Annotated in this window: 14 protein-coding genes; 2 read left to right on the top strand and 12 right to left on the bottom strand. The window is 67.6% G+C overall.

The features are described 5' to 3' along the window. The first annotated feature begins 25 nt into the window (after window positions 1-25). Window positions 26-397, top strand: coding sequence for an NTP pyrophosphohydrolase (locus tag OG588_RS37885; RefSeq protein ID WP_366092968.1), 372 nt, complete (start codon window positions 26-28; stop codon window positions 395-397). Window positions 398-496: 99 nt separating this feature from the next. On the opposite strand, the gene OG588_RS37880 is transcribed toward OG588_RS37885, so the two are convergent. The 9 genes from OG588_RS37880 to ngcE all read right to left on the bottom strand — a co-directional run bounded on the left by OG588_RS37880 (window position 497) and on the right by ngcE (window position 12,630). Continuing rightward, the gene (locus OG588_RS37880; protein ID WP_405951150.1) at window positions 497-2,020 is read right to left on the bottom strand and encodes an amino acid permease; all 1,524 of its coding nucleotides are present in this window, start codon (window positions 2,018-2,020) and stop codon (window positions 497-499) included. Between the two features lie 148 nt (window positions 2,021-2,168). Then, on the bottom strand, window positions 2,169-4,097 hold the full coding sequence (dxs, locus tag OG588_RS37875; RefSeq protein ID WP_405951149.1) for a 1-deoxy-D-xylulose-5-phosphate synthase: 1,929 nt from the start codon (window positions 4,095-4,097) through the stop codon (window positions 2,169-2,171). 195 nt (window positions 4,098-4,292) lie between these two features. Beyond that, complete coding sequence (locus OG588_RS37870; protein WP_405951148.1) at window positions 4,293-5,612, bottom strand: sugar ABC transporter permease; 1,320 nt, start codon at window positions 5,610-5,612, stop codon at window positions 4,293-4,295. After that, window positions 5,609-6,397 carry an ATP-binding cassette domain-containing protein gene (locus OG588_RS37865; protein WP_405951147.1) on the bottom strand — a complete coding sequence of 263 codons (789 nt, stop codon included), beginning with the start codon at window positions 6,395-6,397 and terminating at the stop codon, window positions 5,609-5,611. The genes OG588_RS37870 and OG588_RS37865 overlap by 4 nt, the downstream gene beginning before the upstream one ends. A 209-nt stretch (window positions 6,398-6,606) precedes the next feature. After that, window positions 6,607-7,713: a sugar ABC transporter substrate-binding protein gene (locus tag OG588_RS37860; RefSeq protein WP_405951146.1), complete on the bottom strand. Its 1,107-nt coding sequence runs from the start codon at window positions 7,711-7,713 to the stop codon at window positions 6,607-6,609. Window positions 7,714-7,833: 120 nt separating this feature from the next. Next, window positions 7,834-9,033, bottom strand: a complete 1,200-nt coding sequence (locus OG588_RS37855) for an ROK family transcriptional regulator (RefSeq protein WP_019063292.1) — start codon at window positions 9,031-9,033, stop codon at window positions 7,834-7,836. 199 nt (window positions 9,034-9,232) lie between these two features. Continuing rightward, window positions 9,233-10,168, bottom strand: a complete 936-nt coding sequence (locus OG588_RS37850; protein WP_405951145.1) for a carbohydrate ABC transporter permease — start codon at window positions 10,166-10,168, stop codon at window positions 9,233-9,235. 17 nt (window positions 10,169-10,185) lie between these two features. After that, window positions 10,186-11,121: a carbohydrate ABC transporter permease gene (locus OG588_RS37845; protein WP_266862966.1), complete on the bottom strand. Its 936-nt coding sequence runs from the start codon at window positions 11,119-11,121 to the stop codon at window positions 10,186-10,188. A 60-nt stretch (window positions 11,122-11,181) separates the two neighbouring features. Next, window positions 11,182-12,630, bottom strand: coding sequence for an N-acetylglucosamine/diacetylchitobiose ABC transporter substrate-binding protein (gene ngcE / locus OG588_RS37840; RefSeq protein WP_405951144.1), 1,449 nt, complete (start codon window positions 12,628-12,630; stop codon window positions 11,182-11,184). A 369-nt stretch (window positions 12,631-12,999) separates the two neighbouring features. Between ngcE and OG588_RS37835 the strand changes: the two genes are divergently transcribed. Then, window positions 13,000-16,791, top strand: coding sequence for a GH92 family glycosyl hydrolase (locus tag OG588_RS37835; RefSeq protein WP_405951143.1), 3,792 nt, complete (start codon window positions 13,000-13,002; stop codon window positions 16,789-16,791). A gap of 7 nt (window positions 16,792-16,798) precedes the next feature. On the opposite strand, the gene OG588_RS37830 is transcribed toward OG588_RS37835, so the two are convergent. The 3 genes from OG588_RS37830 to OG588_RS37820 all read right to left on the bottom strand — a co-directional run bounded on the left by OG588_RS37830 (window position 16,799) and on the right by OG588_RS37820 (window position 22,105). Further along, on the bottom strand, window positions 16,799-17,173 hold the full coding sequence (locus OG588_RS37830; RefSeq protein WP_019063287.1) for a hypothetical protein: 375 nt from the start codon (window positions 17,171-17,173) through the stop codon (window positions 16,799-16,801). Between the two features lie 244 nt (window positions 17,174-17,417). Then, complete coding sequence (locus OG588_RS37825) at window positions 17,418-20,693, bottom strand: GH92 family glycosyl hydrolase (protein ID WP_405951142.1); 3,276 nt, start codon at window positions 20,691-20,693, stop codon at window positions 17,418-17,420. A gap of 323 nt (window positions 20,694-21,016) precedes the next feature. Next, window positions 21,017-22,105 carry a lytic polysaccharide monooxygenase gene (locus OG588_RS37820; protein ID WP_405951141.1) on the bottom strand — a complete coding sequence of 363 codons (1,089 nt, stop codon included), beginning with the start codon at window positions 22,103-22,105 and terminating at the stop codon, window positions 21,017-21,019. Window positions 22,106-22,199: the final 94 nt, after the last annotated feature.

Here is a 22,199-nt window from a genome sequence, read left to right as displayed (position 1 = left end):
CCGGCCCGCGTGCGACCCTTGCCCCATGGACGAGGACACTCCCCTGCTGGTGATCGTCGACGGCGCGAACGTCGTGGGCTCGGTGCCCGACGGCTGGTGGCGCGACCGCAAGGGTGCCGCCGAGCGCCTCCGCGACCGGCTCGCGAGCGACGGTCTGCCGGGCCGCACGGACCCCGTGGAACTCGTCCTCGTCGTGGAGGGCGCGGCCCGCGGCGTGGCGTCCGTCCCGGGCGTACGGGTGGACTCGGCACCCGGCAGCGGCGACGACCGGATGGTCGAACTGGTCGCCGAGGCCACCGGCCGCCCCTGCCTGGTGGTCACCGCGGACCGCGAACTGCGGCGCAGGGTCACGGAGTTGGGCGCGGAGGTCACGGGACCGCGGAGCGTACGGGGCTGACACTCGGCGGCCGGCACACACGCGATACGGCCCCGCAAGTCTCCTCCACCGAGCGGGACTTGCGGGGCCGGACGGCCAACTGGGTTGATCGCGAAGGAACTACGAGGCGTTTCCGCTCGGCGGTGCCGCCGACTTGCCCGCCTCCGCCGCCTGTTGGAGGCCCAGGCGGCTGTGGGTGCGGCCGTAGAAGAAGTACACGGCGAAGCCGATCGCCATCCAGATGGCGAAGCGGAGCCAGGTCTCGGCGGGGAGGTTGAGCATCAGCCAGAAGGAGGCCAGGACCGAGACGATCGGGAGGGCCGGGACCAGGGGGGTGCGGAAGGCGCGGGGCAGGTCCGGGCGCTTGTTCCTGAGGATGACCACGCCGATCGCGACCACGATGAACGCGAACAGCGTGCCGATGTTGACCAGTTCGGCGAGTTCGCTGAGGCTCGTGAAGCCCGAGACGATCGCGATGATCACGCCGAGGAGGATGGTCGGGCGGTACGGGGTGCGGAAGCGCGGGTGGACGTGGGAGAAGAAGCGGGGCAGCAGTCCGTCGCGGCTCATCGCGAAGAACACGCGGGCCTGGCCGAGCAGCAGGATCATGCAGACCGTTGTCAGGCCGATCGCGGCGCCGAAGCTGATCAGGCCCGCGAACCACGGGTGGCCGGTGGCCTTGAACGCGTCGGCCAGCGGGGCGTCGATCGACAGTGAGCTGTACTTCTGCATGCCCGTCACGACGACCGCGACGGCGACGTAGAGCGTGGTGCAGATGACCAGCGAGCCGAGGATGCCGCGCGGCACGTCCCGCTTCGGGTTGCGGGTCTCCTCGGCGGCGGTGGCGACGACGTCGAAGCCGATGAAGGCGAAGAAGACCACGGAGGCGGCGGTGAAGATGCCCATGACGCCGAAGTTGGAGGGCGCCCAGCCGAACATCAGCTGGATGAGGGGGGCCTTGAGGTTGCCGCCCGCCTCCACGGCCTGCGACTTGGGGATGAACGGCTTGTAGTTGTCGCCCTTGATGAAGAAGGCGCCGGCGACGATCACCACGAGCACGACGGCGACCTTGATGGCGACGACGACGGAGGTCACCCGCGCGGAGAGCTTCATGCCGAGCACGAGGATCGCGGTGAGGACGAGCACGAGCGCGGCGGCGAGGATGTCGAAGCCGAAGCCGTGGGCGCCGTCCCGGCCGCTGAGCGCCTCGGGCAGCTGCCAGCCCGCGTTGTCCAGCAGCGAGTGGATGTAGCCGGACCAGCCGACGGCCACCACCGCCGTACCGAGGGCGAGTTCGAGGACCAGGTCCCAGCCGATGATCCAGGCGGGGAACTCGCCGAGCGAGGCGTACGAGAAGGTGTACGCGGAGCCCGCGACCGGGACCGTGGACGCGAACTCGGCGTAGCAGAGCGCCGCGAGGGCACAGACGACGCCGGCGACGACGAAGGACAGGGCCACCGCGGGGCCGGCGGTGTTCTTGGCGGCCGTGCCGGTGAGGACGAAGATGCCGGTGCCGATGACGACACCGACGCCGAACACGGTCAGATCCAGGGCCGAGAGGGATTTTCTGAGCGCGTGCTCCGGTTCCTCGGTGTCCTTGATGGACTGTTCGACTCTCTTCGTCCGGAAGAGGGTGCTGCTCACGGGTGTACCTCCCACGCTTGGCGTCCTCGACATGATCGAGAGGGGGCGTAGTCCGTATGCCCCGGCGCGAGCCGATTCACGCGAACGGGCCGCTTTCACCACTGCAAAGAGTGGCGGAAGCGGCCCGTTCAGCGGTGCCGGTCACCTGTCAGTCGCGTGCGGACTCCACCGAGTCGACCTCGGCCGTGGGCCGTTCGAACCGGCCGTCCAGCTTCGAGACCAGGCCGGTGACCTGGCGGGCGATGTCGGGAGCGGTCAGGCCGATCTCCGTCATCACCTCGGCGCGGGAGGCGTGGTCGAGGAAGCGCGGCGGGATGCCGAAGTCGCGCAGCGGGACGTCGACGCCCGCGTCGCGCAACGCCTGCGCGATCGACGAACCGACGCCGCCGACACGGGAGTTGTCCTCGACGGTGACGACCACTCGATGCTGCTCGGCGAGCGGGGCCATGGCCTCGTCGACGGGCTTGACCCAGCGCGGGTCGACGACGGTGGTGGTGATGCCCTGCTTGTCGAGCAGGGCGGCGATCTCCAGGCACATGGGCGCCAGGGCGCCGACCGAGACCAGCAGCACGTCCGGGGCGTCGGTGCCGGGCGCGCGCAGCACGTCCATGCCGCCGATGCGGCCCACGGCGGGTACGGCGGGTCCGACGGCGCCCTTGGAGAAGCGGACGACCGTCGGCGCGTCCTCGACCTGGACGGCCTCGCGCAGCTGGGCGCGGACCTGGTCGGCGTCGCGGGGTGCGGCGAGCCGGAGGCCCGGGACGACCTGGAGGATCGACATGTCCCACATGCCGTTGTGGGAGGCGCCGTCGGTGCCGGTGACGCCGGCCCGGTCCAGGACGAAGGTCACCCCGCACTTGTGCAGGGCCACGTCCATCAGCACCTGGTCGAAGGCGCGGTTGAGGAAGGTGGCGTAGACGGCGAAGACGGGGTGCAGTCCGCCGGTGGCGAGGCCGGCCGCGGAGACGGCGGCGTGCTGCTCGGCGATGCCGACGTCGTAGATGCGGTTGGGGAAGGCGTCGGCGAACTTCTTCAAGCCGACCGGCTGGAGCATCGCGGCGGTGATCGCGACGATGTCCTCGCGCTCCTGGCCCAGGGCGACCATCTCGTCACCGAAGACGGAGGTCCAGTCGGCGCCGGAGGCCTTGATGGGCAGGCCGGTGTCGGGGTGGATGGGGCCGATGCCGTGGAAGCGGTCGGCCTCGTCCTGGAGGGCGGGCTGGTAGCCGCGGCCCTTCTCGGTGAGGCAGTGCACGATGACCGGTCCGCCGAAGCGCTTGGCGCGGGCGAGCGCGGACTCCAGGGCGTCGATGTCGTGCCCGTCGATGGGCCCGACGTACTTGAGACCGAGGTCCTCGAACATGCCCTGCGGGGCGATGAAGTCCTTCAGGCCCTTCTTCGCGCCGTGCAGCGTCTCGTAGAGGGGCTTGCCGACGACCGGAGTGCGCTCCAGGAGGTCCTTGCCGCGGGCCAGGAAGCGCTCGTAGCCGTCGGTGGTCCGCAGGGTCGCCAGGTGGTTCGCGAGGCCGCCGATGGTCGGTGCGTAGGAGCGCTCGTTGTCGTTGACGACGATGACGAGCGGGCGGTCCTTGGCGTCGGCGATGTTGTTCAGCGCCTCCCAGGCCATACCGCCGGTCAGCGCGCCGTCACCGATGACCGCGACCACGTGGTCGTCGCGTTTGAGGACCTGGTTGGCCTTGGCGAGGCCGTCGGCCCAGCCGAGGACCGTCGAGGCGTGCGAGTTCTCGATGACGTCGTGCTCGGACTCGGCCTGCGAGGGGTAGCCGGAGAGGCCTCCCTTCATCTTGAGCTTGGAGAAGTCCTGGCGGCCGGTGAGCAGCTTGTGGACGTAGGACTGGTGGCCGGTGTCGAACAGCACCCGGTCCTTCGGCGACTCGAAGACGCGGTGCAGGGCGATGGTCAGCTCGACCACGCCGAGGTTCGGGCCGAGGTGGCCGCCGGTCTTGGAGACGGCGTCGACGAGGAAGGTCCGGATCTCCCCGGCCAGCTGGTCCAGCTGCTCCAGGCTGAGCCGGTCCAGATCGCGCGGTCCCCTGATGCGGGTCAGCAGCGGCACCCGTGCCTCCTTGCGAGTAGAGCTGATCGAGCTGTTGCCGGGCTTGTCGAGTCTAATGTTCCGCCTTTGCGCCCGGCGCCCGGGCTCTGCGTCATACGTCACGCGATCGGCTGTACCCACGAACAGCCTTTCCTACGACATGACGGTGCCCGGCACCGCGTTCGGTACCGGGCACAGTCTGCGCGAAGGGGCAGGTCAGCCGCGACCGGACGCCTTCTGGCTCTTGCGGGACACCGAGTCGATGACGACCGCGCCGAGCAGAACGCCGCCGGTGATCATGTACTGGATCGACGTGTTCATGTTGAGCAGGTCGAGGCCGGTCTGGATCGACTGGATGACGAGCATGCCCAGGAGGGCGGACCAGACGGTGCCGCGACCGCCGAAGAGGCTCGTACCGCCGATGACCGCGGCCGCGATGGCCAGCATCAGGGTGTTGCCGCCGCCGGCGTTGAGCGTGGCGCTCTGGGTCTGACCGGCGAAGAACATACCGCCGACCGCCGCGAAGCCGCCGGAGATGGCGAACACGGTGATCCGGATCATGGACACGTTGATACCGGCACGACGCGCGGCCTCGATACCACCGCCGACCGCGAAGACCTTACGGCCGTACGGGGTACGACGGAGCACGAAGTCCACGATCACCAGGGACGCGAGGAAGATCACCAGCGAGTTGGAGACGCCGGCCGAGGAGTTCAGCACGTACGCGGTGACGAACGCGGCCACGGCGAGCAGACCGACCCGCAGCCCGATCTCGCTGGTGGGCCGGAACGGCACCCCGGCGGCCTTGCGGCGGCGCTGCTCGACGAGCGAGCCGTAGGCCAGGGAGGCGACGCCGAGCGCGGCCAGGATGTAGGCACCGGCGATCGACTGGTCCATGAAGAAGGAGCCCTGGCCGAGCAGGTGCACCGGACCCTCGTCCGGGATGTTGATGGTGCCGCTCGAACCGAGCAGCCACAGCATCAGACCGTTCCAGCCGAGGAAGCCGGCGAGTGTGACGACGAACGCCGGTACGCCGATCCTCGCGAAGAAGAAGCCGTGCAGCGCGCCGATGCCGATGCCCGTGATGATCGTCAGGACCAGCGCCAGCCAGCCGTTCATCCCGTGGTTGACCACGAAGACGGCGAACAGGGTGGACGCCAGACCGCTGACCGAGCCGACGGACAGGTCGATCTCGCCGAGCAGCAGCACGAAGACCAGGCCGATGGCGAGCATGCCGGTGGCCGACAGGTAGTAGCTGATGTTGGACAGGTTGTCCGCGCTCAGGAACCGGCTGTTCTGCGACTGGAAGATGATGCCGATGACGATCAGGCCGGCGACGACCGGCAGCGAGCCGAGTTCACCGCCCTTGATCTTGCGCTTGAACTCGGTGATGTAGCCCTTGTAGCCCTCTTCGCGGACCAGCAGCCGCGGGTCGACGACGGTGGCGGACGCGGCCGCCGCCGTGGGGTCGTCCGCGGGCGCCGCGTTGGCCGTGGCCTCCGCGTCCTTCTTCACGGTGTCTGACGTGTCGCTCACTTTGCCGCCTCCGTGCTGCGCACCGCACGACGGGTCACGGCGTTGTCCGTGGCACCGGTGATCGCGGCGATGATCGTTTCCTGACTGGTGTCCTTCACCGGGAAGGAGCCGTTGTTCTTGCCCAGGCGCAGCACGTTGACGGTGTCGGCGACCGCCTTGACGTCGGCCATGTTGTGGCTGATGAGGATGACGCCGAGGTTGCGCTCGCGCAGCCGCTCGACCAGGTCGAGGACCTGGGCGGTCTGCTCGACGCCGAGGGCGGCGGTGGGCTCGTCGAGGATGACGACCTTGGGGTCGCCGATCAGCGCGCGGGCGATGGCGACGACCTGTCGCTGACCACCGGAGAGGCTGGCGATCGGGATGCGCACGCTCGGGATGCGGATGGAGAGCGTGCTCAGCAGCTCACGGGAGTTCTTCTCCATCGTGACCTCGTCGATGACCCCGTGGCGCAGCAGCTCACGCCCGAGGTAGAGGTTGCCGACGACGTCGAGGTTGTCGCACAGGGCGAGGTCCTGGTAGACCGTCGCGACGCCGAGTCCCTGGGCGTCGTGCGGCTTGGTGATGCTGACCGGGTTGCCCTCCCACTCGATGACTCCCTCATCGATGGGGTGCACTCCGGCGATGGTCTTCACCAGGGTGGACTTTCCTGCGCCGTTGTCGCCGACCAGTGCGACGACTTCTCCGGCGTGAACCTCCAGCTCTACTTCGGTGAGGGCCTGCACCGCACCGAATCGCTTGGAGACTCCGCGCAACGCCAGCACGGGCGTAGCGGACACGTTGACCATCTCCTTCGCCGCCTGACCGGCGGGGATGCCGCGCTTGTCAAAAGCCGCGGAGGGTTGTGCCTAGGCACAGATTTACAAGATGAACATGCGCGCGGCCGATGCCAGTTGGCAACGGCTGCGTTCGCACGGGTTCCGATCGGCGCCCGCCCCACAGCGGGGTTTGAGGGTGGGGCGGACGCCGAAGGGGCTTTGTCACCGCTGGGCGGTGGTTAGGACAGACCGGCCGCCTTGCACGCCTTGGCGTAGTCGGCGGTGCAGATCTGCGCGACGGTGTAGAGACCGTCCTTGATGACCGTGTCCTTGATGTTGGCCTTGGTGACCGACACCGGGGTCAGCAGCTGCGAGGGCACCTTGTTGCCGGAGCCGCTGGTCTGGGTCGTGGTGGCGAGCGAGGAGATGCTCTTGTCCTGCGCCAGGTCGACGGCGAGGGTGGCGGCCGCCTCGGCCTCCGGCTTGAAGGCCTTGTAGACGGTGCTGGACTGGGTACCGGCGACGATGCGCTGGATACCGGCGAGCTCCGCGTCCTGACCCGTCAGCGGGATGCCGCTGATGCCGGCGCCCTTGAGGGCGGTGGCGATACCGCCGGCCATGCCGTCGTTGGCGGCGTAGACGCCCGCGATGTTCTTGGCGCCGAGCTGGGTGATGGCCGCCGTGACCTTCTGGTTGGCGACGGTGTCCTTCCAGAGGCCGGACTGCTCGTAGGCGATGGTGACCTTGCCGTCGAGGGCCTCGTGGGCGCCCTTCTTGAACTGCGCGGCGTTCGGGTCGGCGTCGTCACCGTTGATCATGACGATCTTCGACTTGGTGGTCGCCTTGGAGCCCAGCGAGGTGAGGAGCGCCTCACCCTGGAGCTTGCCGACCTGGACGTTGTCGAAGGAGACGTACGCGGAGACCGGGCCCTGGGCCAGACGGTCGTACGCGACGACCTTGATGCCCTTGTTCACGGCCTGCTGGATCGAGGACTTGATCGCGGCGGAGTCCTGGGCGCTGATCACGATGACCTTGACGCCCTTGGTGATCATGCTGCTGACCTGCTGGGCCTGCGTCGCGGCGCTGGCGTTCGCGTTGTTGTACTCGACGGTGCAGCCGGAGCAGAGCTCCTTGACCTTCGCCTCGAAGTACGGCTTGTCGAACTTCTCGTACCGAGCGGTGACGCTGTCGGGCAGGAGCAGACCGATCTTCGCGGTGGAGCCGCCCGAGGAGCTGGAGCTGCTGTCGGACTTCTTGTCGTCGCCCGCCTTGCCACAGGCGGCCATCGAAACGGCCATGGTGGTGGCGATCACTGCAACGGCGGCACGACGCATACGCGTGTTCACTTTGAAACCTCCCTGACGAGGCCGCGTCGTTGCGGCCGAGGTGGCTGGAAGTCAACTCGGCCGCGCGTTCGGCGTCAAGAAGTAAATACTTAACGAGATGGCAACGGCGTCGTGCGTTCTCTAAGTGAAGACAGGTGTCGCTGCGGTCAGCGACCCGTCCAAAAGGGTCGAATCGCCCATCTCGCTGAGCGCGAGAGCGAGCGCTCCGAGCACTTCCGCACGGCCTCCAAGTGCCCCCGGGAGAACGGAAAGTTGACGCGCCGCACTGGGGATCGCGTAGCGGCCGACAGACTCCCTGATCGGCCCGAGCACCAGCTCACCGGCCTCGGCGAGATCGCCACCGAGGACCACTCGGCTCGGGTTCAGCAAATTGCAGAGATTGGCGACTCCACTGCCGATGTGGCGGCCGACGTCGGCGATCACCCGACGGCAACCAGGGTCTCCGTCCCGCGCCAGCCGTACGACTCCTTCCATGGTCAGGTCGGTGCCGTGGCTGGACTGGAGGAGCGGCAGCACATAGCGCGCCGCCGTGAAGGTCTCCAGGCAGCCCCGGTTTCCGCAGCGGCAGACAGGGCCGGACTCATCAAGAGTAATATGCCCGATTTCTCCCGCCGTGCCACCCGGGCCCCGGTAGATCTTGCCGTTGATGACCAGTCCGGCGCCGACCCCGCTCGCGACCTTGATGTACGCCAGGTCCCTGACGCCCCGCCCGCTGCCCCAGACCAGCTCACCGAGGGCGCCGAGGTTCGCGTCGTTGTCCACGTGCACCGGTACGCCCAAACGGCTGCCCAGCTCCTCCGCGGGTCTGGTGCCGGTCCAGCCCGGGAGGATCGCGGTGGAGCCCAGGGTGCCCGACTCGACGTCGATCGGACCGGGCACGCCGAGGCCCACCCCGGCGATCTTGGAGCGGTCCACTCCGGTCGCCGTGATCAGCCGGTTGACCAGCTCTTCGGCCCGGTCGAAGCCCTGCGTCGAGGAGGCGTCCACATCGACGGGCTCGGACTCCTCGGCCAGCACCTGGTGGGCGAGATTCCCGACCGCGACGCGCAAATGCGTGTGCCCGAAGTCGACGCCGATGACGATGCCGGCGTCCCCGCTCAGGGAGACGCTGCGGGCCCTGCGGCCGCCCGCCGAGGTGGGCGTGACCTCGACCGTTCCGCCGTCCTTGAGTTCGCGCACGATGTTGGAGACCGTCGCGGCCGACAGGCCCGTCGTCCTCGCGATCTCCGCCTGCGTCAGCGACCCGGCCAACCGCACCGCTCGCACGACCCGTTCGAGATTGGCTCGGTGCAGTGACGACTGCGACCCCGGAGTCTCCACGACGACCTCCTGCGCGCGGGACCGCATCGATGAGGCCCCGTCTATGTCCAACTAGTGAACTCTAAGCTGAGCTGTTCGGGTCGCCTCCCGTCAAGAGGTTGAACCGCATCCGGGGTCTCGGACACATACGTGACCACCGCTCCCGGCCTGCCGGGAGCGGTGTCGGAACGATCACTCTCTGTCGCGTCGTCCAGGGGTGCTACTTCAGCGTCGCCGAGGTCAGACCGGACTGCACCTGGCGCTGGAACGACAGGTAGACGACCAGCATCGGGATCATGGCGATCGTGACACCGGCGAAGAGAACGGGCAGGTCGGAGGCGTAGCCCTGCTGCTGCTGGAGCTGGATGAGCCCCTGGGTGAGGACATAGCGCTCCGGGTCCGAGCCGCTCTGCGGCTGCATCAGGACCGTCGGCAGGATGAACTGGTTCCACTGACCGAGGGTGTTGAAGATGCCGACGCTGATCAATCCGGCTTTCGCCATCGGCAACATCACTTGGAAGAACGTCCGGGTGTGCGAGGCACCGTCGAGGACGGCCGCCTCGAAGACCGCGGTGGGCAGCGTCCGGAAGAACGCGTGCATGAAGAACACCGTGAACGGCATCGAGTAGGCGATGTAGACCAGGATCAGCCCCTGGTACGTGTTCAGCATGTCGAGGCGCTTGACCATGAAGAACAGCGGGACCAGCGCCAGGAACACCGGGAACATCGCGCCGGCGACGAAGAAGTAGTACAGCAGCCGGTTGCCCCAGAACTGGTACCGGGCCAGCACGTAGGCGGCCATCGAGCCGAACAGCATCGTCAGCGGGACCGAGAACACCAGAACGATCAAGGTGTTCAGGAAGTAGTCGCCGATGCCCTTGCTCCAGGCCCGGCGGAACACGTCGAACGTCCAGTTGTGCGGCCAGCCGAAGGCCGAGTTGCCGATCTGCACGTCGGTCTTGAACGAGCTGAGCACCAGCCACAGCAGCGGCAGCACGATCAGCAGGGCCCACAGGGCCAGGAAGCCGTGCGAGAACACGTTCAGTACGACGCCCTCGCCGCGCGGTTCACCGGGCCGGGCACTGGACTTCCCGACCGACGGCTGCGGCGGGACGGTGCCGCCCGTGGGGGCGGTCTCCTTCAGGGGTGCGCTCATCGTCGTATGTCTCCCGCTCAGAACTCGATGCGCTCACGGCGGGTGGCGCGCAGCGTGACCACGGACAGGACCAGGGTGAGCAGCAGCATGACGACGCCCATCGCGCAGGCGTAGCCGCTCTTCCCGAAGTAGAGGAAGTTGCGCATCATCACGGTCGACATGACGTCGCTGCCGTGGTCGGGACCGCCTCCGTAGGCGCCCATGTTCGAGGTCATGGAGGAGACCAGGACGAACATGTCCATCGCGATGATGCCGAGATACACCCAGGCCGTCTGGACGGTCTCCCACAGCAGCGGCAGCGTGATCCGGAAGAAGGACTGGGAGCGGTTCGCGCCGTCGATCAGGGCCGCCTCGTATATGTCCCTGGGAATGGACTGCATGGCGGCGGAGAACAGCACCAGATAGAAACCGACGCCGTGCCACACCACGACCGCCATCAGCGCCCACAGCACCACGTTGGGCTCGTTGAGCCACTCCACCGGATTGTTGACGTCCACCAGGTGGAGTTTGATCAGGAAACCGTTGAGCAGGCCGCCGCCGTCACTGCGGTACACCGCGTTGAACAGCACCGCGAGAATCGCCAGCGACAGGACCTGCGGAAAGAAGTAGACGATTTTATAGAACCCGGAACCGGCGACACCCTGCACTCCGCCGGCCTTGCTGCGCCCTCCCGCGTTCACCATGAAGGCGAAGAAGAGGGCCAGCAGAATGGTGATCACGGGGATGAACACCAGGAACAGGAGGTTGTGCCAGATGGCCTCCTTGAAGACGTCGTCGTGGAGCAGCGCTCGATAGTTGTCCAGTCCGACGAACTTGAAGGTCTGTGACTCGCCCTTCCAGTCGGTCAGCGAATAGCCGAACGTCTGGATGTAAGGCCAGATCACGAAGATCAGATAGAGCGCCACGGGAACGAAGAGAAATCCCGTGACGAACCTGTACTGCCCTTTGCGCATTGGCGTTTCCTGCCCCTGGTGTCCCGAGCGTGATCAGGTGGTGCGATCAGGCCTTTGTGATCAGGAGTGCACGTTCTTCTTGGACGCCGGGTCCTTGGCCTGCTTGTCGACGGCGGCCTGGCAGCGCTTCAGCCACTCCTTGGGCTGGATGCGCTTGGCCATCAGCTCGTTGGACGCGTTCTGGATGGAGGTGTCCATCTCGCTGTACCAGTCGGGGTACAGGAAGCGGAAGGTGTTGTCGCCGGCCGCCTTGGACGCGTCGACCGTGGACTGGGTGCCCGGGCGCAGGGTGACGCTGGAGTCGACACCGTCCTTGAGGATGGTGAGCGAGTTGGCCTCCTTGGCGAAGAGCGTCGACCACTCCTTGGAGAGCATGTGGCGCATGAACTCCTTGGCGCCGGGGAGGTTCTTGGCCTTCGCCGGGATGATGAAGGGCTCGCCGGAGCCGGCCCGGATCGCCTCGAACGGCATCTTGCTGTCGGCCAGCAGCGGCATCGGCAGGAACTTCATGTCGAAGTCCGTGGGCGTCAGCTTCAGCTGCTCGTTCTCCAGCCAGGAACCACAGGTGATGAACGCGGCCTTGTACTGGTTCCAGCGGGTCTGCGACTCGGTGTGGGTCAGGCCGTTGGTGCCGGGCATCAACAGGCCCTTCTCCACCACCTCGTAGATCGCCTCGACGCCGGCCTGCGCGGCGGCCGAGCCGACGAACGCCTTGGGGTCGAGGTTGTCGATCGCCTTGACGGCGTCGATCCCGCCCTTCTTGGCGATCAGGTCCATGATGGCGACGTTGATGTAGTACGGGTACTTGCCCTGGTGGGCGAGGCCCCCGATACCGGCCGCCTTCGCCTTCTGGCACACGGCGATGAACTCGTCCCAGGTCTTGGGCGGGGTCCAACCCTTGTCCTTGAAGAGCTTGCCGGAGTACCACAACCCCCACACCGTGTAGATGTAGTTGAGGGCGACGACCTTGCCCTCCTGGACACCCGGGTCGAGGGTGCCGGGGATCAGCAGATCGCGGACCTTCTTGGTCGGGTCGTCGATCGCGGGCGCGTCCAGGACCGGCGAGAGGTCGAGCAACTGGCCGTTCTTGTACAGGACGTCGATCTTGATCTGCTGAGCGCCGGAGTCGTCGACGATGTCCGGCGGGTTGCCCGCGTTGAACCGGGGCTGGAGCTTGCCGGTGATCTCCTGCGTTCCGGTGTGGGTCGAGCTGACGCCGATCTTCGTCTTGAAGTTGGCTTCCCACGCCTTCGCGTAGTCGTCGCCGTAACCGCCCTTGAAGACGACGACGTCGAGCGTGCTGCCCTTCTTCACACCGAAGGGATTCGACTTCGACGTGGTGCCCTTGGTGCTGTCGTCACTGCTGCTGTCGTCCCCGCCACCGCTGGCACACGCGGACAGGAAACTCATCGTGGGTACGGAGATCAGACCGAGTGCGGCCGACCTCTTGATCAGATCACGGCGGCCGACGCCATTGGAACCGTTGTTCTCGGCGGAAGTGGATCCCATGCTCAAGTCCTCGCCTTCAACAGGACTCAGGCGGTGAACCGGATCCTCCCCGGCACCGCGGTCAGGTCGAGCTTGGTCGTGCAGAGGTACTTCGTGCGTGCTGCTGTGAGAGCGGTGTCGAACGCGACAGGTATAGTCCACTTCCCGCCGACAGAGCAAGATCGAATGCAGGGTAGGTTGTCGGTCTTTTCCGAAGTGAGACCTGGCGGAAATATGAACGCCCTGTGCGTTCGATGACGGAGAAATCCCTGTTATTGCCCTCGAATGCCTCACTCAACACCCTTGACATCCCTGGCCACTTGACTCCCTACTGTTGCTTGCGCGTCGAATCTGACAACGTTGTCCAGCGTGCAGGGAGGATGCCCTCGTATGCATCACAGATGGTGGGGTACGGCGGTCGTGTCGACCGCCGCACTGGCTTTGCTCGTGGGTTCGCAGGGGGTGACGGTCGCCCTGCCCGCAAAGGCCCCGACCGGCGGGGAGTTCGCCTCCTCGTTCGAGTCGGGAGATCCGGCACCGGACTGGCTGAACACGGTCGACACCGCGCCGGACGGCACCAAGCGGGCCTCGGGTGTCGACGGAGGCTACAGCACCGGCATCCCGGGAAATGTGACCGATCATGTCACCGACGTCCGGGCCAGCTCCGAGAACACCGGCGGCGGCGAGGTGAAGGAGAACCTCGTCGACGGCGAGTCCGGCACCAAGTGGCTGACGTTCGCGTCCACGGGCTGGGTCGAGTTCGACCTCGACAAGCCGGCCAAGATAGTGACGTACGCCCTGACTTCGGCGAACGACTTCGCTGAACGCGATCCGAAGGACTGGACGCTGTCGGGCTCGACGGACGGCAAGGACTGGAAGACCCTGGACACCCGCTCGGGCGAGAGCTTCGCCGACCGGTTCCAGACGAAGTCGTACGACCTCGCCGAGCCGGCCGAGTACCAGCACTTCCGGCTCGACATCACGAAGAACAACGGCGCGAGCGGCATCCTTCAGCTCGCCGACGTCCAGTTCTCGACGGGCGGGACCACCGCGCCCATCCCCGAGGACATGCTCTCGCTGGTCGACCGGGGCCCCAGCGGCTCCCCCACCGCCAAGGCGGGCGCCGGCTTCACCGGGAAGCGCGCACTGCGCTACGCGGGCCGTCACACGGCCACGGGGCGGGCGTACTCGTACAACAAGGTCTTCGACGTGAACGTGCCGGTCGGCAAGGACACGGCGCTGTCGTACAAGATCTTCCCGCAGATGTCCGACGGCGACCTCGACTACGACGCCACGAACGTCTCCGTCGACCTCGCCTTCACCGACGGCACCTACCTCAGCGACCTCGGCGCGACGGACTCGCACGGCTTCGCGCTGACTCCGCAGGGGCAGGGCGCGGCGAAGATCCTCTACGTCAACCAGTGGAACAACGTCCTCTCGCGGATCGGTTCGGTCGCGGCCGGGAAGACCGTCGACCGGATCCTGCTGGACTACGACTCCCCCAGCGGGCCGGCGAAGTTCCGGGGCTGGCTGGACGACGTGAGCCTCAAGACGGTCGCGCCGGAGAGGCCGAAGGCGCATCTGTCCGACTACGCGCTGACCACCCGGGGCACCAACTCCAGCGGCAGCTTCTCGCGCGGCAACAACTTCCCCGCCGCGGCGCTGCCGCACGGCTTCAACTTCTGGACCCCGGTGACGAATTCGTCGTCGCTGAGCTGGCTCTACGACTACGCACGCGCGAACAACGACGACAACCTGCCGACGCTCCAGGCGCTCAGCCTGAGCCATGAGCCCAGCCCCTGGATGGGCGACCGGCAGACCTTCCAGGTGATGCCGTCGGCCGCCTCGGGCACCCCCAACACCTCTCCCACAGCACGGGAGTTGGCGTTCAAGCACGAGAACGAGACCGCGCGCCCGTACTACTACGGCGTCACGTTCGAGAACGGTCTGAAGGCCGAGATGGCCCCGACCGACCACGCGGCCTCGCTGCGCTTCACCTACCCAGGTGACGACGCGAGCGTCATCTTCGACAACGTCACCGAGCAGGCGGGCCTGACCCTCGACAAGACCAACGGGACCGTCACCGGCTACTCGGACGTCAAGTCCGGGCTGTCCACCGGCGCTACGCGGCTCTTCGTCTACGGCACGTTCGACGCGCCCGTGACGGACGGCTCCTCCAGCGGGGTCAAGGGCTATCTGAAGTTCAAGCCGGGCGCCGACCACACGGTCACCCTGCGCCTGGCCACCTCGCTGATCAGCGTCGACCAGGCGAAGGACAACCTGCGCCAGGAGATCCCGGACGGCACCTCCTTCGACACCGTCAAGAAGCAGGCCCAGAAGGTGTGGGACAAGCTGCTCGGCAAGGTCGAGGTGGAGGGCGCCACGCCGGACCAGCTGACGACCCTGTACTCCAGCATGTACCGGCTGTACCTGTACCCCAACTCCGGTTTCGAGAAGGTCGGTTCGACGTACCAGTACGCCTCGCCGTTTTCCCCGATGACGAGCCAGGACACCCCGACGCACACCGGCGCGAAGATCGTGAACGGCAAGGTGTACGTCAACAACGGCTTCTGGGACACCTATCGGACGACCTGGCCGGCCTACTCGTTCCTGACGCCCAGTCAGGCGGGTGAGATGGTCGACGGGTTCGTGCAGCAGTACAAGGACGGCGGCTGGACCTCGCGCTGGTCCTCGCCCGGCTACGCGGACCTGATGACCGGCACGTCCTCGGACGTGGCGTTCGCGGACGCGTACGTCAAGGGCGTGAAGTTCGACGCCAAGTCGGCCTACGACGCGGCCGTGAAGAACGCGACCGTCGTCCCGCCCGCCTCGGGTGTCGGCCGCAAGGGCATGACCACCTCGCCCTTCCTCGGCTACACCAGCACCGACACCGGTGAGGGCTTCTCCTGGGCGATGGAGGGCTATGTCAACGACTACGGCATCGCGCAGATGGGCCAGGCCCTCTACAAGAAGACCGGCGAGAAGCACTACAAGGAGGAGTCCGAGTACTTCCTCAACCGCGCCCAGGACTATGTGAACCTGTTCGACAAGCAGGCCGGGTTCTTCCAGGGCAAGGACGCCAAGGGCAACTGGCGGGTGGACTCGGCGAGTTACGACCCGAAGGTCTGGGGCTACGACTACACGGAGACCGACGGCTGGGGCTACGCCTTCACCGCCCCGCAGGACAGCCGCGGCCTCGCCAACCTCTACGGCGGCCAGAAGGCCCTCGGCGACAAGCTCGACCAGTACTTCTCGACCCCGGAGACCGCCTCGCCCACCAACGCCGGTTCCTACGGCGGTGTCATCCACGAGATGACGGAGGCGCGGGACGTCCGCATGGGCCAGTACGGCCACTCCAACCAGGTCGCCCACCACGTCACGTACATGTACGACGCGGCCGGTGAGCCCTGGAAGGCGCAGAAGGACGTGCGGGAGGTGCTGTCGCGGCTCTACACCGGCAGCGAGATCGGGCAGGGCTACCACGGCGACGAGGACAACGGCGAGCAGTCGGCCTGGTACCTCTTCTCCGCGCTCGGCTTCTACCCGCTGGTGATGGGCAGCGGCGAATACGCCATCGGTTCCCCGCTGTTCACCAAGGCGACCGTGCACCTGGAGAACGGCAAGGACCTGGTCGTCAAGGCGCCGAAGAACAGCACGAAGAACATCTACGTGCAGGGGCTGAAGGTCAACGGCCAGACCTGGACGAAGACCTCACTCCCCCACTCGCTGCTGGAGAAGGGCGGAGTGCTGGACTTCTCCATGGGCTCCAAGCCCTCGTCGTGGGGCAGCGGCAAGAACGCGGCGCCGGTGTCGATCACCAAGAACGACAAGGTGCCGACGCCCCGCAGCGACCAACTCGCCGGTGTCGGCGCCCTGTTCGACAACACGTCGGCCACGAGCGCGACGGTGACCTCGGTGGACCTGCCGATCGCCAAGGCCACCAAGGGCATCCAGTACACGCTCACGTCGTCGGCGGACCACACGCAGGCACCGACCGGCTGGACCCTCCAGGGCTCGACCGACGGCACCACGTGGAAGACGCTCGACAAGCGCTCCGGCGAGTCCTTCACCTGGGACAAGCAGACGCGCGTCTTCTCGGTCAAGTCACCGGGCTCGTACGCGCGTTACCGCCTGGTGCTGGACAGTTCCGCGACACTCGCGGAGGTGGAACTGCTGGCCTGAGCTCACCTCACGACACGGGGAGGCGGGGCAGCAGTTTCCGCAACGCCTCCGCGTGTTGGTGAACCCGTCTGAGCACGCCTCTCCTGGTCGACGCGAAGACGGGGACGTCCTGGGCCGGACCGCACGCGGCGGCCGCGTACAGGTCGTCCAGCCACGCCCCGCTCCCCCTGGTGCCGTCCGGCGCCAGGGGGATCAGTCGTGTCAGGACCTCCGATTCGGCGCCGCCCAGGAACCAGACGCGCACCATCAGATCCCCGCGCAGATAGCGCAGGCCGCCGTCTATGTCCTCCGGCGGCGCGAAGCCCTCGTCCCCCACCAGGAACGCGAAGGCCGTACGGGCTTCGGCCCGGAACTCCTCGGGCAGCTGCGGCCGTTTCACCATCTGCGGATGCTCGCACGCGACGATGTGCCCCCGCCACCGGAACGGGCAAGGTCCCGTCGTCACATTCCCGTCGTCCGCCCGGAGGGCGGGCCCGGCGGCGTCAGGTGCGTGCTCTCGGCGTGCCGGGCCCGGACCCGTGTACTGGACGTACTCGGGTCTGGGCCCGGTGCGGCGAGAGTGCGTGCATGGCGTCGCCGGGCAGGCGGGAATGTGACGACGGGGCCTTGGGCACACATTGTGGACGTCAGTTCACCGCAAGGGTGAACACATGGAGATCCGGGTCGTCCGGAAGTGTCACGCTCTTGATGGTCTTGCCCGTGGGTGCCGCGAACGGCTTGGTGGCGAACACATAGGTGACGACCGGATCCTTGTCCGCACCCGCGACATTGCGGTACGCGGTCCTGGCGACGACCTCGTTGCCGTACTGCACGGTGCCGCCGCCCCCGCCGACCGTCCAGTCCGTGAAGGACAGGTCGACGGCGTCGGTGCTGCCGTCGGTGTAGGTGACGGTCGCCTTCGTCTGCTGGTTGCCGTTGACCGCGCTGCCGATGAACGACAAGTTGGCCGCGGGCTGCGGGAGTTGGACGGTCTGACCGGCTGCCGAGACGTTGTCGGGGCGTCCGTTCGGCGAGCTGGGCCAGGTGAAGCCGAGCCCGTCCACCGTGCCCGCGCCGCCCGGGGTGAGCCCGGCCGCCGCGAGCGCCTGGAGGGAGTAGCTCCAGCCGCCTCCGTCGTAGTCCGCCTCGTCGTGCTCGCCGGTGTCGTCGGAGACACCGGTGTTGTTGTAGGCGGCGAGGAGGGTACCGGGCGCGGCCACGGTCAGGGACACCGGCTGCTCGTACGACGTGTCGCCCGAGGTGACGGTGACCTTCACGTCGTAGAAGCCCTGCCGGACGTCGGTGGCGGCCGTGAGGGTGATGTCCTGGGAGCCGTCGACGACCGTGCCCTGTGCGGGAGTTGCCGTGACTCCGACGGGCGTCTCGACGGTGTAGCGGACCTCGGGTCCGGTGCCGCCGTTCAGGGACAGGGCCTTGATGGTGACCTTGGTGGTGTCGCCGGGGACGAGGGTCGCGGCGGTCGGACCGACGCCGATCTGGTACGGCTGCTCGCCGGTGCGGAAGGACGGCGGGGCGTCGGCGGGGGCGCTGCCCCAGGTGCGGTTCGGGGTGGTGGAGAGGGTGTAGTCGAGGGTGCCGCCGTTCTTGACGAGGGAGGACGAGAGCCAAGGCTGTTGCGTGCTACGGCCGTTGACCTTCAGGGACTGGATGTACGGGGCGTCGGTCGCGGCGCCCTTCGCGCGGATGGAGATGTCGTTGCCCTGCGGGCGCTTGATCTCGATGCGCTCGAACAGCGGGGACGCGAGGGTGAGTTCGGCGCGGGAGGGGACCTGGGGGTACATGCCGAGCGCGGAGAAGACGTACCAGGACGACATCTCGCCGAGGTCGTCGTTGCCGGGGATGCCGGCCGGGTCGGTGGACCAGAGCTGCTTCATGGCCGCCCTGACCGTCTCCTGGGTCTTGTAGGGCGCGCCCGCGTAGTCGTAGAGGTACGGGACGTTGACGGACGGCTCGTTGTCCAGCTCGGACTTGTCGCCGCCGCTGCCCGTGAAGGCCCAACTCCCGTCCGCCTCATGGAAGAAGGAGTCGAGGCGGGCGAGGGCCTTGTCCGTGCCGCCCATCGCCGCGAAGAGGCCGGCCGGGTTGTGCTGGACCATCCAGGTGTACTGGGCGGCCGTGCCCTCGACGAAGCCGTTGCCGGTGCCGGGGGTGAAGCCGGTGACCCAACTGCCGTCCGCCTTGCGGTTGGCGATGTAGCCGCCGGTGGGGTCGGCGGCGATGTTGAAGTTGTTCTGCCACCACTGGGCGCGCTGGGCGAAGTCGGCCGCCGTGCTCTTCTTCCCTGCCGCCGTGGCGAGTTGGGAGAGCGCGAAGTCCGCCGTGGACATTTCCAGCGTCTCGGCGGCGCCGCCCCACGCGTTGGAGACGGACGGCATGTAGTGCAGGTTCAAGTACTTGTCCAGGGACGGGCGTTGACCGACCGAGAGCACCGGCTTGCCCGAGGAGGACAGGTCCTGTGCGGTCGGTACGGTCGCCGCCTGGACGAGGGAGGCGAGGGCTCCCTTGAGGTCGAAGTCGGTGCCGCCGAAGGCGCGGATGCCGGCCAGGGCGGTGGGTGAGGGGTCGCCGTTCATGACGTGGGTGCCGCTCGCGCCGTGCAGCCAGCGGTCCCAGACTCCCCCGTTCTGCTGGGCGAGTTCATAGAGGGACTGCGCGATGTCCGAGCCCGTGCGGGGGCTGAGGAGGGTGAGCAGCTGAACCTGCGAGCGGTAGATGTCCCAGCCGGAGAAGGTGCCGTACTGCGCTTGATGACCCCGGCTGACCTTGTGCACCTTGCCGTCGCTGCCGGTGTATCTGCGGTCGGCGTCGCTGATGACGTTCGGGTGCAGGAGGGAGTGGTAGAGCGCGGTGTAGAAGGTGGTGCGCTCGGTGTCGGTGCCGCCGCCGACCTTGATGGCGCCGAGCTGGTCGCGCCAGGCGCGGTGGGCCGCGTCCTGGACCGCGTCGAAGGTGCGCTTCGGCGGGTTCTCCGCCTTGAGGTTGGCCTGGGCGCCGGCCTGACTGACGTACGAGATACCGACCTTGACGCCGACCGGGCCGCTGCCGGGCTCGAACTCGACGTAGCCGCCCGCGCCCTTGCCCGCGACGGGACGGCCGCCGGTGCTGAAGCCGCCCGTGCCGCCGGTCGCGCTCGTCGAACCCGGGGTCAGCTTGTCGTCCTGCCAGGTGCCGGTGGTCTTGAAGGCGCGGTCGAAGGTGGCGGTGAAGTACAGGGTGTAGTAGGCGCGTTGGCCCTCGGGGTCGAGGTAGCCGCAAAAGTTGCCGGAGGTGACCGAGCCGGAGACCGTGTTGGTCTTCGGGTCGATGGTGACCGACGAATCGGTGGAGCCCACCTCGGAGTTGGCGGTGCGGATCAGCAGCGAGGCGGGCTTGTCGGCCGGGTAGGTGAAGCGGCCGGAGCCGGTGCGGGCCGTCGCGGTGAGGTCGGCGGTGACGCCGGAGGCGAGGCCGACCTTGTAGTGGCCGGGTTCGGCGGTCTCGTCGGTGTGGCTGAAGTCCGAGGCGTAGACGGCGTCCTTGGTGTCGCTCGCCGGGGACGAGGTGACCTCACCGGCGTACGGGTAGAACGGGATGTCGCCGCTGCCGCCCGCGCAGCCCGTGCCGGACATGTGGGTGAGGCTGAAGCCGCGGATGCGGGTGGCGTCGTACTGGTAGCCGCCGGGCGCGGCCGTGCTCGTTGCGCTGCCTCTGGTGTTCTCCGGGCTCCAGGAGAGCATGCCGAAGGGCACGACGGCGCCCGGGAAGACATTGCCGCCGTTCTTGGTACCGATCAGCGGATCGACGTAGGCGGTGGGGTCCTTGACGAGTTGTGGTGGGGCGGCAGCGGTCGCCGCCAGGGCGGGGGTGGCGCCGCCGAGCGCGAGCGCGGCGGCCAGTGCCAGGGACATGGGACGGAAACGCATGACGCGGCCCCTCCTCCTTCGGACGGGTCGCGCACCACAGGTCGCACAAGCCGCAGGGACAGTAACGTGCGCCACCCGTACCACGGAAGAGCGCGTGCGCCGGTGGGGGCACGCGGGCCGGCCACTCGGACGGCGTCCGCAGGCCAACTGGCTTGACATCGTTGTCCGTTGGGGCGGTAGAGTCATATGCAGACCATTCGACAACGTTGTCGCACCACAGTGTCGCCCAAGCCACGCTCCACCCGGGCAGGTTCAACCCCCATTGCCTGTCCGGCTCGCGGACCCGGTGGCCCCCGACCACCGGGTCCGCCCCGAGCTCAGACTCAACCGACCTGGCAGGGCAGGGTAGTTGCCGTGTCCCCGCCGTCACCGTTCACGACGTAGCCGAAGGTGGCACTCTGCCCCGGACTCAGTGAGCCGTTCCAGTCGGCGTTGTGGACCATCACGTCCTGGCCGGTGTAGGTCGCGTTGCCGTTCCAGAGGCTGGCGACCGACTGGCCTGCGGGGAGTGCCCAGTTGACCATCCAGCCGAGCATCGGGACGTCACCGGAGTTGGTGACGGTCACCTCGGACTGGTAGCCGCCGGGCCAGGTTCCGGTCGTGTGCCGGGTGGCCGAACAGACGCCGGGTACCGGGTCGGTGGGGTTGCCCGGATCGTGAATACCCGTCACTTCACCGTTGCCGCCGTCGAAGACGACGTCCGAGCAGGAGTAGAAGGTCTCCGCGCTGTCCGAGCGCTGCCACACCATGTAGACGATGTTCCGCCCCGACTTGTTCGCCGGAAGCTGCCCGGTCCAGGAGTAGTTGGCCTCGACCGTGCCCGGGGTGCCGTTGAGCGGCGGGTGGTCGACCGTGAGGAACGGGGTGTCCTCCATGTCGTCCCAGGTGAGGGTCTTCGTCGGGTCGAAGCCGTCCTTGGTGATGTAGACGTAGAACCAACCCGGGTGCGCCGCCCAGGCGTTGTACGAGAAGTCGACCGTCGCGCCGGAGGTCAGATGCGTCAACGGCCAGTCGTCGCGCGGGAGATCGAAGCCCGTGAAGTTCGGGTTGCCGCCGCTGCACAGCGAACCGTCCGGCACGAAGCCCCGGGTGCGGCCGGCGCCGTCGGAGCGCAGCACGGAGAACCAGTTGTAGAACGGCGTTGTACCGCTGACCTGTTGGGCCGCCTTGCAGGCCGGGTTGATCGGTTTGATCTCGCCGGTGCTGGTGAGCGCGTCCTGCCAGCAGAGGAAGGTGCGGCTGCCGGGCTTCATGGGGGTGCCGTGGGCCTCGGCCCTGCCGCCGGTCGCGAGGATGAGCGCCAGGGCGGGGACCGTGGTGAGCAGGGCCAGGAGGACGAGGAAGAGGGCTCGGTGGGGGGTGGGGCGCGGTAATCGCGTCACCGCGTGGGGAGTTGGGATTGGCATTGCCATAGGCATGACAGTTCTACGTCCCTTCGGTCGGCGGGTGCTAGGCCGCGTCCGCAAAGTCCCGTCGTCCGCCCGAAGGGCAGGCCCCGCGGCGTTC

It is taken from the genome of Streptomyces prunicolor, from assembly GCF_045162825.1.
Taxonomy (GTDB): Bacteria; Actinomycetota; Actinomycetes; order Streptomycetales; family Streptomycetaceae; genus Streptomyces; species Streptomyces prunicolor.
This window is presented reverse-complemented; position numbering and strand designations above follow the sequence as displayed.